The 13,270-nt window shown below is 43.7% G+C and carries 11 protein-coding genes and 1 tRNA gene; 7 read left to right on the top strand and 5 right to left on the bottom strand.

The genetic code is table 11. The annotated features are described in order from the left end of the window. Positions 1–112 precede the first annotated feature (112 nt). Together ACVBIO_RS14735 and orn are read right to left on the bottom strand one after the other, a co-directional pair. Positions 113–188 (bottom strand) — tRNA-Gly (locus ACVBIO_RS14735). Positions 189–384: 196 nt separating this feature from the next. Then, positions 385–930 carry an oligoribonuclease gene (gene orn, locus ACVBIO_RS14730; RefSeq protein ID WP_447159582.1) on the bottom strand — a complete coding sequence of 182 codons (546 nt, stop codon included), beginning with the start codon at positions 928–930 and terminating at the stop codon, positions 385–387. A gap of 112 nt (positions 931–1,042) precedes the next feature. Here orn and rsgA point away from each other — a divergent pair, with 112 nt between their 5' ends. The 5 genes from rsgA to ACVBIO_RS14705 all read left to right on the top strand — a co-directional run bounded on the left by rsgA (position 1,043) and on the right by ACVBIO_RS14705 (position 8,001). Then, complete coding sequence (gene rsgA / locus ACVBIO_RS14725; RefSeq protein WP_447159583.1) at positions 1,043–2,107, top strand: small ribosomal subunit biogenesis GTPase RsgA; 1,065 nt, start codon at positions 1,043–1,045, stop codon at positions 2,105–2,107. 159 nt (positions 2,108–2,266) lie between these two features. Further along, the gene (gene asd, locus ACVBIO_RS14720) at positions 2,267–3,130 is read left to right on the top strand and encodes an archaetidylserine decarboxylase (RefSeq protein ID WP_447159584.1); all 864 of its coding nucleotides are present in this window, start codon (positions 2,267–2,269) and stop codon (positions 3,128–3,130) included. A 14-nt stretch (positions 3,131–3,144) separates the two neighbouring features. Continuing rightward, positions 3,145–4,023 (top strand): DMT family transporter, encoded by an 879-nt coding sequence (locus ACVBIO_RS14715; protein WP_447159585.1) that lies wholly within the window; start codon positions 3,145–3,147, stop codon positions 4,021–4,023. Between the two features lie 69 nt (positions 4,024–4,092). Next, positions 4,093–7,281: a mechanosensitive ion channel domain-containing protein gene (locus tag ACVBIO_RS14710; protein ID WP_447164493.1), complete on the top strand. Its 3,189-nt coding sequence runs from the start codon at positions 4,093–4,095 to the stop codon at positions 7,279–7,281. Positions 7,282–7,305: 24 nt separating this feature from the next. Further along, entirely contained in the window at positions 7,306–8,001 is a 696-nt protein-coding gene (locus ACVBIO_RS14705; protein ID WP_447159587.1) for a glycerophosphodiester phosphodiesterase, read from the top strand. A gap of 71 nt (positions 8,002–8,072) precedes the next feature. Here the strand turns inward: ACVBIO_RS14705 and ACVBIO_RS14700 are convergent, their stop codons facing one another. Further along, positions 8,073–8,417 (bottom strand): DUF3392 domain-containing protein, encoded by a 345-nt coding sequence (locus tag ACVBIO_RS14700; protein WP_447164494.1) that lies wholly within the window; start codon positions 8,415–8,417, stop codon positions 8,073–8,075. Positions 8,418–8,466: 49 nt separating this feature from the next. On the opposite strand from ACVBIO_RS14700, the gene ACVBIO_RS14695 reads away from it, so the two are divergent. Together ACVBIO_RS14695 and ACVBIO_RS14690 are read left to right on the top strand one after the other, a co-directional pair. Continuing rightward, complete coding sequence (locus tag ACVBIO_RS14695; RefSeq protein WP_447159589.1) at positions 8,467–9,393, top strand: D-2-hydroxyacid dehydrogenase; 927 nt, start codon at positions 8,467–8,469, stop codon at positions 9,391–9,393. Between the two features lie 181 nt (positions 9,394–9,574). Next, positions 9,575–9,766, top strand: coding sequence for a bacterioferritin-associated ferredoxin (locus ACVBIO_RS14690; protein WP_447172900.1), 192 nt, complete (start codon positions 9,575–9,577; stop codon positions 9,764–9,766). Between the two features lie 65 nt (positions 9,767–9,831). On the opposite strand, the gene parC is transcribed toward ACVBIO_RS14690, so the two are convergent. Continuing rightward, positions 9,832–12,099: a DNA topoisomerase IV subunit A gene (gene parC / locus ACVBIO_RS14685; RefSeq protein WP_447159591.1), complete on the bottom strand. Its 2,268-nt coding sequence runs from the start codon at positions 12,097–12,099 to the stop codon at positions 9,832–9,834. After that, entirely contained in the window at positions 12,099–13,202 is a 1,104-nt protein-coding gene (locus ACVBIO_RS14680; protein WP_447172902.1) for a PQQ-dependent sugar dehydrogenase, read from the bottom strand. Before ACVBIO_RS14680 ends, parC begins: the two co-directional genes overlap by 1 nt. Between the last annotated feature and the right edge of the window lie 68 nt (positions 13,203–13,270).

Here is a 13,270-nt window from a genome sequence, read left to right as displayed (position 1 = left end):
TCGGGTTCGAACCGATGACCTATACCTTGGCAAGGTATCGCTCTACCAACTGAGCTAATGTCGCGTAAATCTTTTTTACTTACCGAATGTAATCATCCCATAAGTTTTAATTTGGAGCGACATATCGGGTTCGAACCGATGACCTATACCTTGGCAAGGTATCGCTCTACCAACTGAGCTAATGTCGCATAAATCTTAATTTTGCATCTTAGCTTGTAACCACTCACTAAAGGTATCGTTCTTTCCTCTAGCAATTGAGCTAATGTCGCATTTCAACTTTTATCAGTAATCACTAAGTTTGGTGCTTAGCGAAAAGTTGAGGCCGCATTATATGAAAATATCCCTACGGTGCAACCCCTTCTTGCAAATAAACTGACTGATTGGTCAAATTCTAAATACTTTCGCTCGATAAAACTGCAATTCGGCGATAGATTCTTCGATATCTTGTAATGCTTGGTGAGTATTCTTTTTACTGAAACCTTCCATCGCGGTTGGTTCCCAGCGACGAACTAGCTCTTTAATTGTACTCACATCGATATTGCGATAGTGAAAGTAATCTTCTAAAGCTGGCATATAACGATTTAGGAAGCGGCGATCTTGACCAATACTGTTACCGCACATAGGTGAAACACCTGCGGGTACATATTGCGATAAGAAGGCAATAGTCTCTGCAATAGCCTGCTCTTCATTAACAGTACTCGCTTTTACGCGGTCCACAAGGCCAGACTCACCATGATGTTTCTGGTTCCAGTCATCCATCAAAGCAAGCTGTTCATCTGACTGATGGATAGCAAAAACAGGCCCTTGCGCGATAATGTTGAGCTCTTTATCTGTCACTATTGTGGCAATTTCAATAATTCTGTCAACGTCAGGCTCTAGCCCTGTCATTTCCAAATCGACCCAAATCAGATTGTTTTCATCTATAGCCATAAAGCGACCTGTTATTCCTGTTAGCCTAAATTCAGGCTTTTTTGTTTTAGACCGTGTATCATACTGCTTTTTTAAGCAACACAAAATCACCTTTATCATTGAAGACTAATACGTGAGCAAAAAGAAACCGCTAAGCCATGGTCAATTACGCAGAATGCGGACCAACCAAAAAAAGAAATTACAGAGCCACGACGCAGGCGAAACGACTGACTTACAAGACAGTACGTTAGGCCCTGAGCAGCAAGGCACCATTATTTCCCGTTTCGGTCAGCACGCTGACGTTGAGACCGACGGAGGACATCTTGCTCGCTGTAATATTCGACGCAATATTAAAAGTCTGGTCACTGGTGATAAAGTTATCGTTCGTTTAGCCTTGACCAGTGAGTCGGGCGCTAGCCGTATCGAAGGCATTGTAGAGGCAGTTCATCCAAGACATTCGCTGTTATCACGCCCGGATCTTTATGATGGCGTGAAAATCATTGCATCAAATATCGATCAGATTTTGATTGTCACCTCTACACAGCCGGCGTTTACTACCCAAATCATCGACCGTTATTTAGTTGCAGCTGAAGACACAGGCATCCAACCTGTCATCATCTTAAATAAAGTTGACTTAATTACGCCTGAAGAAGCGCCTGAAATCGATGCTGCACTTGAACGCTACAAAGCCATTGGATACCAGATTTACCGCGTAAGCAGCATAACCGGTGAAGGTGTAGAGCAGCTACACGCGTTAATGGATGGCAAAGTCAGTGTCTTTGTGGGGCAATCGGGTGTCGGTAAATCTTCAATGATTAATGCCATGATGCCGGATGCAGAACTAATCACCGGAGATATTTCTCAAAACTCTGGCTTAGGTCAACACACAACCACCACAGCTAAACTCCTGCATATTGCAACTGGCGGAGATTTAATTGACTCACCAGGTGTGCGAGAATTCGCGCTCTGGCACTTACCTGCAGACAGAGTGGGCTGGTGCTTTATTGAATTTAGAGACTATTTAGGCACTTGCAAATTTAGAGACTGCAAACACTTAAATGATCCTGGTTGCTCAATTACCGAAGCTTTTAAAGCCGGTGAGATCACCGAAGACAGATACAATAACTACCACCGTATTATTGCTAGCTTAGACGAGCAAAGACATGCCCGTCATTTTAGAGCGGGTCCAGACGAATAATAACGACTCGATAACTGTCAAATCAAAATAGATAAAGCGGTACGATGGCAAACTTGAGTGACGCTGCACTTAACGCAGCCCACTTGTGAAAATGGCCCACCCGCTTTATTAAAAACAGATAGCACCTCAAAATAGGTGAAAGATTAAAGGATATTGAAATTGGATAAAGTTAAAATTGCCCTGCAGTACATGATGCCAAAGCATTTGCTTTCTCGCCTTGTAGGCAAACTTGCCGCTGCAGAAATGGGGTCAGTGACGACAGCCGCTATTAACTGGTTTATCAAGCAGTATAAAATTGATATGAGTGAAGCCGCGCAGCCAGAAGCCACTGCTTATGCAAGTTTTAATGACTTCTTTACTCGCGCATTAAAACCAGGGATTCGTCCATTATGTGATGACAATGATTATATCGTTCACCCTGTAGATGGCGCAGTTAGCCAACTCGGCCCGATTAAAGAAGGACGTATTTTTCAGGCCAAAGGACATGATTATTCTTCACTTGCATTGCTAGGTGATCAGGCTGATGATGCTAAGCGTTTTGAAGGCGGCGACTTTGCCACAATTTACCTTGCACCAAAAGACTATCATCGCATTCACATGCCAATTAAAGGCACCTTGTCTAAGATGACTTATGTTCCTGGTGAACTCTTCTCTGTTAATCCATTAACAGCTGAAAACGTGCCCGGTTTATTTGCACGTAACGAGCGTGTTGTCGCTATTTTCGAAACTGAAATCGGCCCTATGGCCATGGTATTAGTTGGCGCTACAATTGTGGCAAGCATTGAAACAGTTTGGGCAGGTACAGTCACACCACCAACAGGCAAAAAAGTATTCACTTGGGATTACCCAACTGAAGGCCCTAATGCATTGACGCTTGATAAAGGCGCTGAAATGGGCCGCTTTAAGCTAGGTAGCACTGTAGTGATGTTATTCGCTAAAGATGCCCTCGATGAATTTGCTACTGGAGTAGAACCAAAAAGCGTAACACGTATGGGTCAAGCTTTTGCAAAAATCGAAGACTAATCTCTAAGGTATGAATGGACAATAAAAAAACAGGGCTGTTAGAACTTCACTTCGCGGTGCTACTTTTCGGCGGCACCGCGCTGTTTTCAAAGCTTATCCCTCTTAGCGCACTCGATATCACCCTGCTACGCTGCGTTGTCGCTGCCACCGTATTAGCCTTAATCGTAAAGCTCAGTAAACAACGCCTGTCACTCAATGCTGGTAAAGACTACTTTATTGCCATAGGTCTAGGCATTCTTGTTAGTTTGCACTGGGTCACCTATTTTGCCTCTATGCAGCTATCATCGGTTGCCATAGGCATGATTGCCTTTTTTACTTATCCGGTTATGACCGTACTGGTTGAGCCTATCGTTACCAAAACAAAGCTTAAACTGGCTGATGTTGTCAGTGGCGTGGTGGTATTAATTGGTGTGTCTTTACTGATCCCGGAGGCGAGTCTAGGTAACGAGGTGACTTTAGGTATTGCTATCGGTATTTTATCTGCGGCACTATTTACAGCCCGCAATCTATTACATAAGCGATACTTTACCGCCTATAGCGGCCAGCAAGCCATGTTCTATCAGACCTCAGTTGCTGTATTCTTTCTGGCTCCATGGTTAAGTGTCGAGCTTAATACCATAGAGCAAAATGTATGGTGGTTAATTATTTTATTAGGCGTAGTGTTTACCGCTGCCCCTCATGCGCTATTTACTTCAGCATTAAGATTACTCAGCGCTAAAACGGTAGGATTAGTCTCATGCCTGCAACCTTTTTACGGCGCCATGCTGGCTTTATTCGTGCTTGGTGAAGACTTAGCAATGAAAACGATTATTGGTGGAATGCTAGTCGTCGCGACGGCCTTATTTGAAACCCAACAAAGTCACAGATCAAACCGAGCAAAAAAGAGTACATAGAGCGATTTATTTATCACGATAACTTGGCTACTATGAGCAAGTCCTTTTTGCCTTGTTCGTACTCTTATCATGCATCGTTTTTTATTACTCTTTCTGTGCTTATTCGCCTTATCCGCTAATGCGAACTCCCCACTCCAAATAGAGAAACGCCTTGGCCTGTCTCCCTCTAGTAGCGAGTCGACGCCACAAGAACAATTGAGCCTATTACAGGATAAAATTAACGATCTTGTCTTCACTGAAAATAGTGCCCGTGAACTACTGCAAAATTTTGATAAGCATAAACAAAACCTGCTCAATCAAATAAAAGATGCACAGAAGCCACTCACATCATCAAATCAAAAAGATATTAACCAACAAGCATCACTCGCATACCTACGCTTGTCGGAATTGAAAGAAGTAGAAATAAGCCTTAGTCAAAAAATCAATGCACTGATTAAATCCCATAATGAACTCCCAGATGCATTGGTAAAAGCTAGAGCTGCGCTGCAAAAGCACAAAAAAATCCGCATAGCTAAAGAACAAACGATTAATAACCAAATTTTGACGGCTCAGGGCGAACTGTACCAACAACATGTTAAGACCTTAGAAGCATTACTCGCAAGCAGCCAAAAAGAGATAGACCTTAATCAGTTACAGTTAAAGTTGGTACGTGAGCAACTCGCTCAGCAAGAACTTTTGATCGAACGCTTGAATCAACAAATCGTGCTACAGAGGCAAGCTCGCACTGAAGCGACCATTGCTGGCAGTCTTTTACCCAGTGGTAAAGACCACGACCCCGTAGCCCAAGAGCTCAGTGACAGTAACTTGCTTTATGGCGAAAGTTTAAAAAAACTGAATCACAAGATAAGCCTAGCACTGAGTCAACAAGAACAAGCCGAAGCCCTGTATCAAGCGCAAGCCATACAGCTAACCACTATTCAACAGCAGATTGGCTGGATTAAGCTCAACTCCGCCTTTGGTGAGCGTTTCTTACAGATGCTTCAAGCACTGCCTAAGCCGCCAAATCAGGATCCTGTACAGAACGAAATTGCCAATACTCGACTTGCTCGATATCAGGTAGAACAAGCGCAAACTCTTAATAGTCAGCAAGTGATAGATATTGGCGCCGATAACTCATTGCAAGCCAAACTGTTATCGTCTCAAGGCATGTTATTGCAGCAGTTGCTGCAAAGTTATGACCAATATTTAAGTGAACTGGCCGATCTTAGAGTTAGCTATGAGCAACTTAATCAGCAATATCTCACACTAAAAAGCACCTTAAATGAACATCTATTCTGGGTCCCCAATGCAAACAGTATTGGAGGTCTGTGGATCACCGACTTGCATCAAAGTATCCAATGGATGCTGCAACAAGCACCTTGGAATCAGATGCAAAGCTCTTTTAACGATCAAAGCTCGCTTTGGTCTTGGTGGCTGATCCTATTTGTCGTTAGCCTTGTCGCTCAGGATATCTTAACCCCTAAGTTTAAATCCGCCATGCGCCGCGAACTCGCTTTTGTGGGTAACGTTACCCAAGATAAGTTTATTTACACCTTCCATGTATTGGTTAACTCATTTTTCTATAGCCTATTAAAACCGCTACCAATAGTACTAGCAGGTGGCATTTTCCACCTTTCTAGCCATAATTTCGTCTCCGCAATTGGCATGGGGATCATGGCCCTTGGGATCTTGTATCAACTTTATCGATTTGTGTATCTACTAGCCCTAGACAGAGGCTTATTGATCAATCACTTTAAAGCCCCTAAAAGCATTGTAAGATCGGGACAAGAACGCTTCAGACAGTTCACCATTATGGCTACCCCATTTTTTGCCATCATGGCCTTTACTGAGATCATCGATACTTCATTGGTTCGAAACAGCCTAGGCCGTGGTGCATTTATCATTTTCTGTTTAATGCTGTTTTGGTTTTACAAAGATATGCTCAGCCTATCGAACAAACAAACCACTCCCGAACACAGCAAAAACAAAAAGCTCATTCAAAAACTCTTGTGGGCCATGTTAATCATTATGCCGCTTGCCTGTGCAGTTCTAGCATTTCAGGGCTATTACTACACTGCATTCCAGATGTTCCTGCAGTTGCAGCTATCATTAATTTTTGGCCTTGGTTTCCTACTGCTTTACCATCTCATTAAGCGTTGGATGTTAATTGAACGTCGTCGTATCGCCTTCGATCGCGCCAAAGCCAAACGTGCAGAAGTACTCGCGCAACGTGAAAAAGGTGATGTCGGTGTGAGTGAACAAGTCGATACCTATGAAGAACCGACGGTCGATCTGGAAACCATCTCTAGTCAGTCTTTAGGGCTAGTACGCTCATTGTTACTACTCGCGTTTCTTGCCAGTATTGTTGGTCTCTGGACCCAAACTCATACCGCACTGTTCTCACTACTTGATGGCGTCACCTTATGGTCTAGCAACACCACGATTAATGGTATTGAGCAACAGATCCCAATCACCCTTAAGTCCCTGCTGCTATCGCTAATAATCGTCGGTTTTTCGATGATGATAGCAACTAATCTACCTGGCCTTATTGAGCTAACCATTCTACAGAGGTTAGATCTCAGTCAGGGCACGGGTTTTGCTCTAACGACTGTAAGCCGTTATTTAGTCATATTATTTGGTGTACTCAGTGGCTTTTCAACCTTAGGGATGGAATGGTCGAAACTGCAATGGTTAGTGGCGGCACTGTCGGTTGGTTTAGGTTTTGGTCTGCAAGAGATCTTTGCAAACTTTATCTCAGGTTTGATTATTCTATTTGAAAAGCCTGTGCGAATAGGCGACACAGTCACCATTCGTGATTTAACCGGTACAGTGAGTAAAATTCAAATTCGAGCGACGACGATCGTCGATTGGGATCGCAAAGAGATCATCGTGCCCAACAAGGCCTTTATTACTGAACAATTGATTAATTGGTCTCTATCAGACCCGATTACACGCGTTATTGTTTATGTTTCTGTTGCACGAGACTCCGATCCTGCGCGTGTTGAAGCGGCACTTTATCAAGCGGTACAAGAATGTGATGATGCACTGCTTTCACCTGAACCTGAAGTTTGGTTTGCAGGATTTGGCCAACACACCCAAGACTTTGAAGTTCGAGCTTATGCTAAAGACATGGGTGCACGCTGGCCATTAAGACATAAACTCCACAAGCAGATTAGCAAGAAGTTACGAGAGAACGACCTAGAGCTTGCTTATCCGCAGCTTGAAGTACATCTGTCCCCTACCCAGAGTAAGGACGTACAAAGCTTGTTAAGAACCTAAACACAAGATTATTGAGAACTCGTTATGATGATATTTGCTCACCGCGGCGCCAGCGGTTATGTGGCTGAAAATAGTCTTGCAGCTTTTGCCAAAGCCGTTGAATTAGGTGCAAAGGCTGTAGAGCTTGATATCCACTTAGTCGAAGATGAGCTGTATGTATTTCATGATAGGCGCCTAGAGCCGAAAAGCTCAGGGACGGGTCTTATTGAACAATTCACTAAGGAGGCGTTAAGCTTAGTGACCATTGATGGTGAATCAATTCCAAGCTTAATCCAAGTGTTAAGCTTGCTTAACCCCCACAATACCTTAGTCAACATTGAACTAAAGGGACTAGCTTGCCTAGAAGCATTTATGGCTCTCTACCCAAAACTTCTTAGTGAACTTAAGTATGACGCTGACAAGCTATTGATCTCATCGTTTAATCATCCGTTTCTAGCGAGCTTTAAACAGCAATTTCCAGATGCGTTAGTTGCACCGTTAATCGAAGGTGTGCCACTCGAGCTCGCTCATATCGTCAGTCAACTCCATGCCTATTCAATCCATTTAGGGTTAAGTTTTACGACCCAAGAGATGGTTGATGATGCCCATAAGCGAGGTGCCAAGGTGTATGTTTATACTGTAGATAATCTTGACGATCTCGACATGCTAAAGCGAATGGGGGTCGATGGGATATTCACTAATTACCCAGACCGAGCACTGACTCATCTAGCGAAAAAATAGCGGCTCTGGCAAGCGAGACATTCGCTGATTTGCACAAAGTAAAAAAAATAAACTACACTAAAATTAACAACTTAAACTTGTCTATTGCGTTGTGCCCAGCTACCTATAGCGAAGAAAATGGTCACAAGCAAAACAAATAACCAGTGTAAGGGTATTTTGGCCATATATTGCGCTAACAATGGGCTTAAATTGATGATAATCAAACCATAGCCAAATGCATTCACAATCACAAAAATAAGTGTGCGTAGCAAAAACGAGCGCCCCGCAAAATATCGACGTAAAAAACGATTAATATCAGCGCCAAACACGACCAGACAGCAAGCGATAATTGCCGTTGAAACTTCAGCTAGCCAAGGGGTGATGAATCCGCCTAAATAGTTAAGAAATTCAATAGCATTAGATATTAGATTAGACATTGGCCAAGCAAGTTAAAACAAAGATAAATGTAGAATATAGGGAGTTAGTATGGGACACAAGCTACTATTGCTTACCAGAGAAAATGAGCGTTATCGCCAACTATTAAATTCGTGCCATCTTCCTAACACGCTCATTTTAGATGATGATCCTAAAAGTATTTTTAATGCCGATATCTGGTTAGCTGAACCACAATTGGCCGCTCCGCTGCTACCTCATGCTGCCAATTTAAAATGGATGCAATCGACTTTCGCGGGGGTCGACGCCCTGGTCAAACCTAGGCAAAGAAAAGACTATGAGCTCACCAATGTGAGAGGCATTTTCGGACCACTAATGAGTGAGTATCTGTTTGGTTACCTGCTGGCCTACCAAAGGCAGCATCGTAAGTATAAGACCCAACAGGAGCAGAAAATCTGGTTACCTGGCAGTTTTAAAACCCTACAAGGACAAACATTACTGTTACTAGGTACTGGCTCAATTGCCAAGCATATTGCTCAAACAGCCAAGCACTTTGGTATGCATGTTATTGGCATTAACCGTGGAGCTAAACCCACTAAAAGCTTTGATGAAGTTGATACTTTAGCCAACCTTAGCCGTTATTTACCCCAAGCCGATGCGGTTGCGAGTATCCTCCCCAGCACACCTGAAACACGAGGCGCACTAGACAAGCATACCCTGTCGCTCCTCAAAGAAGAGGTCGTGCTATTTAACCTAGGTCGCGGAGATGTACTGGATTTAGACGCGCTCTATCAACAGTTAATTTCGCACCCTGAGCAACAGGCGATTCTCGATGTATTTAATCAAGAGCCTCTGCCTGAAGAGCATCCAATTTGGTCCCTGGACAATGTTATCATTACACCGCATATTGCGGCGCCTAGCTTTCCTGAGCAGGTGGTAGAGATTTTTAGCAAAAACTTCCACAAGTGGATAAACGGCGAACAGCTTTCCCATAGAGTGCACTTTGAGCGTGGTTACTAATTAACGTCCAGTGGCGCACAAAATATGAGCAATACGGCAACCATAACAATAATGTGAGCTAAGCACGCTTTTTAATAACTGGCTTAGATGAAATGACCAATATCTATATCTAGTCGTTATTAGCATTGAGAATCATTTCCATTTATACTTCGGGCCATGTTCGATTTAGAGATGATATTCCATGTACGTTTGTCTTTGCCATGCAATCACTGATACCCAGATTAAAGAAGCTGTTAGCCAAGGTGATTCTTCTTTAGCTGACGTTAAAAGGCGTCTTGGTGTGGCTGATCAATGTGGGAAATGTACCAAGATGGCGACGCAGATCATCCAACGACAAGTTGATATCGAACCGAATTTCTACGAAGTCGCATAAACACGATTCATAAAAAATGCAGCCAATGGGCTGCATTTTTTGTTTAACGGCTAGATAAATAAACCCTAAATTACAGGCTCTCCGTCTCCTAGCTCTACGCTATCAACACGTTGCAAGCCACGCGGTAACTTAGCACCACGGCGGCCACGCTCACCACGATAATGCTCCAAGTCACTCGGCTTTAAGGTTAGCTTGCGCTTACCAGCCCACAGGGTAACCGCAGTATCTTCTGGGATCACATTCAAATGCAATAGCAGTTCTTCACGGCTCTTAGCTCGTTCGCCAGGGATGCCGATGATCTTATTGCCTTTACCTTTAGAAAGCTGAGGTAGCGCATCAAGTGAGAACAGTAACATACGGCCCTCATTGGTAATCGCTAATATCGACTGTGCCTTTGACTTATCCACCTTCTGTGGCAACAACACCTTAGCATTAGCTGGCAAGCTCAGCAGCGCCTTGCCCGCCTTATTACGCGACACCATGTCTTTGTTGGCACAGATAAAGCCGTAACCCGCATCAGACGCTAATAAGTAGCATTGCTCCTCATCAGACAGAAGCAAATGCTCCATGGTCGCTCCAGGGGCTAAATTAAACCTAGTTGTAATAGGTTCCCCCTGAGATCGTGCTGACGGCAAGGTATGGGTTTCGGTGGCAAATGCCCTACCAGATGTGTCAATAAACACGCTCGGTTGATTACTGCGCCCTTGAGCAGAGCGTAAGAAGCTATCGCCTGCTTTGTAAGATAAAGTCTGACCATCAACATCATGGCCTTTAGCACAGCGCACCCAACCTTTCTCAGACAGCACAACCGTAACAGATTCTACTGCGACCAACTCTTGCTGAGTTAGCGCTTTAGACTCTGTACGCTCAACGAGTGGCGAACGACGCTCATCACCGTAATCTTCACCGTCTCTGATAAGTTCTTTCTTGATCAACGTCTTCATTCGACGCTCAGAGCTTAACAATAATTGTAACTTGTCACGTTCCTCTTCAAGCTCGCTCTGCTCACCCTTAATCTTAAACTCTTCAAGCTTTGCTAAGTGACGCAATTTCAAATCTAAAATAGCATCGGCTTGCTTATCTGATAAATCAAATCGAGAGATCAATTCAGCTTTAGGATCATCGTTATAACGAATAATCTCAATCACTTCGTCGATATTCAAAAATGCAATCATCAAAGCATCTAGAATATGTAATCTCGCTAAAATTTTATCTAATCGATATTCTAAACGGCGTTTAACCGTCGTCATTCTAAATGTGAGCCATTCAGTTAATAGCTCTAGCAAGCCTTTAACTTGCGGACGACCATTTAGCCCTAGTACGTTAAGGTTAACTCTAAAGCTTTTCTGCAGATCGGTGGTGGCAAACAGATGTGCCATCATCTGATCGCAATCAACACGATTAGAACGTGGCACTATGATAAGACGAACAGGATTCTCATGATCAGATTCATCACGTAGATCCGTCACCATAGGTAGCTTTTTAGCCTGCATTTGCGCCGCTATTTGCTCTAAAATCTTGCCACTACCCGCTTGGTGAGGCAAGGCGGTAATAACGACTTCACCATTTTCTACCGTATAAACAGCGCGAGCCTTAATCGAGCCTCGACCCGTCTGGTAAATTTTAGCGATATCGGCAGCAGGCGTAATAATTTCAGCTTCGGTCGGATAATCAGGCCCTGGTACAAACTCCATCAAGCGCGCTAAATCGGCTTTGGGGTTATCTAGTAGCTCTACACACGCGCCCACCAACTCTTTGGCGTTATGCGGTGGAACGTCAGTTGCCATACCAACGGCAATACCAGTAATACCATTAAGTAAGATATGCGGTAAGCGTGCAGGCAAAACCAGTGGCTCTTTCATGGTGCCGTCAAAGTTAACGCCCCAATCAACCGTACCCTGTCCTAGCTCACTGAGTAATACTTCTGAAAACTTTGACAGTCTCGCTTCGGTATAACGCATCGCCGCAAATGACTTAGGATCATCGGGCGCCCCCCAGTTACCTTGACCATCAACCAACGGATAACGGTACGAGAAAGGCTGCGCCATCAATACCATCGCTTCATAACAAGCACTATCACCATGAGGGTGATATTTACCTAAAACGTCACCGACTGTACGAGCTGACTTCTTATGCTTAGATTGAGCCGATAAGCCAAGCTCACTCATTGCATAGATAATGCGTCTTTGAACGGGTTTAAGTCCATCGCCAATATGTGGCAATGCACGATCCATGATGACATACATGGAATAGTTCAGATATGCCTCTTCCGTGAAGCGGCGTAGAGGCATTTGCTCAACGCCATCAAGGCTTAAATCTATCGCATCACTCATTAATCATTATCCTGTGACTGATTTTTTGCTGAGTCTCTATAGAACAAACGGTAAATATTGCCCTTTAGATCATCAGAAATATACATAGCACCATCGGGTGCAGTGACCAATGAATATGGTCTAGCGACGGGAAACTCTCCGTCTAAAAAACTCACTACAGTGCTTCTTTTGCTAACTTGGCCATCGTTAATCTCTAACATAACCACTTGATAGCCCACTTTACTTGAACGGTTCCAAGAACCATTTTCGGCAACAAACATCTGATTATGAAAACGTTCAGGGAACTGTGTACCACGATAGAAATGCAGCCCCTTAGCGCCAACATGAGCGGGTAACTCGTAATTTGGCGCAACCACTTTTAAGTTTTTAGGCTTATCATATGCGGGCTCTATAATGTCGGTAGCATGAATATATGGGAAGCCAAAATGACTTCCTTTGCGTTCAACTTTATTAATCTCATCCGGTGGTAGGTTATCCCCCATCCAGTCACGACCATTATCAGCGAACCAAAGCTGCTTATCTTCAACAGACCAATCAAAGGCAAGTACCTTTCTAACACCCGTAACGATTTGCTCACTCGCACCAGTTTCAATATCTATCGCCATAATACTGCTGTAGGGCGCTTCTGATTCGCACACATTACAGGGGGCTCCAATAGCAATATATAACAGCCCATCTGGGCCAAATTGCATGGCACGGCGGCTTTTCTTACTATTGCCCGGCAAGCGGTCGTAAACTTCTTTCGGACGTCCCGGCCTTTTTAGTCGAGACTCGATTTGATTGAAGCGTAAAATACGTCTCTGTTCAGCGACATATAACGCACCGTTATGAAATGCGATCGCCTCAGGATAATCTAAGCCTTTCGCTATCGTATAACGTTTGTCTACACGCCCGTCGTTATCGGCATCAACCAAAGCGGTAATAGTACCGTCTCGATAAGAGCCGACAAACAAAGTGCCTTTGTCGCCTATCGCCAACTGCTTAGCATCACCAAAATTGGAGGCGTATAAGGTTAAACCAAAGCCTTTTGATACAGTGATCATCACTGGATCGGCCGCTAAGGCACTACAGCTAAAAATAAAGTGAGCGCAAAGCAGCGACATCCCAACAGCTATTTGATTTCGATAGTTTTCAAACGTCATTATTATTCTTTTGTCTGATTAAAATCACA

This window comes from Shewanella sp. 0m-8, assembly GCF_052977265.1.
This window is presented reverse-complemented; position numbering and strand designations above follow the sequence as displayed.

What these genes read in the sequence shown, in the direction of transcription:
- ACVBIO_RS14690 (WP_447172900.1), top strand. Translation starts at nt 9,575, where the DNA reads ATGTACGTTTGTCTTTGCCATGCAATCACTGATACCCAGATTAAAGAA.
- ACVBIO_RS14715 (WP_447159585.1), top strand. Translation starts at nt 3,145, where the DNA reads ATGGACAATAAAAAAACAGGGCTGTTAGAACTTCACTTCGCGGTGCTA.
- orn (WP_447159582.1), bottom strand. Translation starts at nt 930, where the DNA reads ATGGCTATAGATGAAAACAATCTGATTTGGGTCGATTTGGAAATGACA.
- ACVBIO_RS14695 (WP_447159589.1), top strand. Translation starts at nt 8,467, where the DNA reads ATGGGACACAAGCTACTATTGCTTACCAGAGAAAATGAGCGTTATCGC.
- ACVBIO_RS14700 (WP_447164494.1), bottom strand. Translation starts at nt 8,417, where the DNA reads ATGTCTAATCTAATATCTAATGCTATTGAATTTCTTAACTATTTAGGC.
- ACVBIO_RS14705 (WP_447159587.1), top strand. Translation starts at nt 7,306, where the DNA reads ATGATGATATTTGCTCACCGCGGCGCCAGCGGTTATGTGGCTGAAAAT.
- parC (WP_447159591.1), bottom strand. Translation starts at nt 12,099, where the DNA reads ATGAGTGATGCGATAGATTTAAGCCTTGATGGCGTTGAGCAAATGCCT.
- ACVBIO_RS14680 (WP_447172902.1), bottom strand. Translation starts at nt 13,202, where the DNA reads ATGTCGCTGCTTTGCGCTCACTTTATTTTTAGCTGTAGTGCCTTAGCG.
- ACVBIO_RS14710 (WP_447164493.1), top strand. Translation starts at nt 4,093, where the DNA reads ATGCATCGTTTTTTATTACTCTTTCTGTGCTTATTCGCCTTATCCGCT.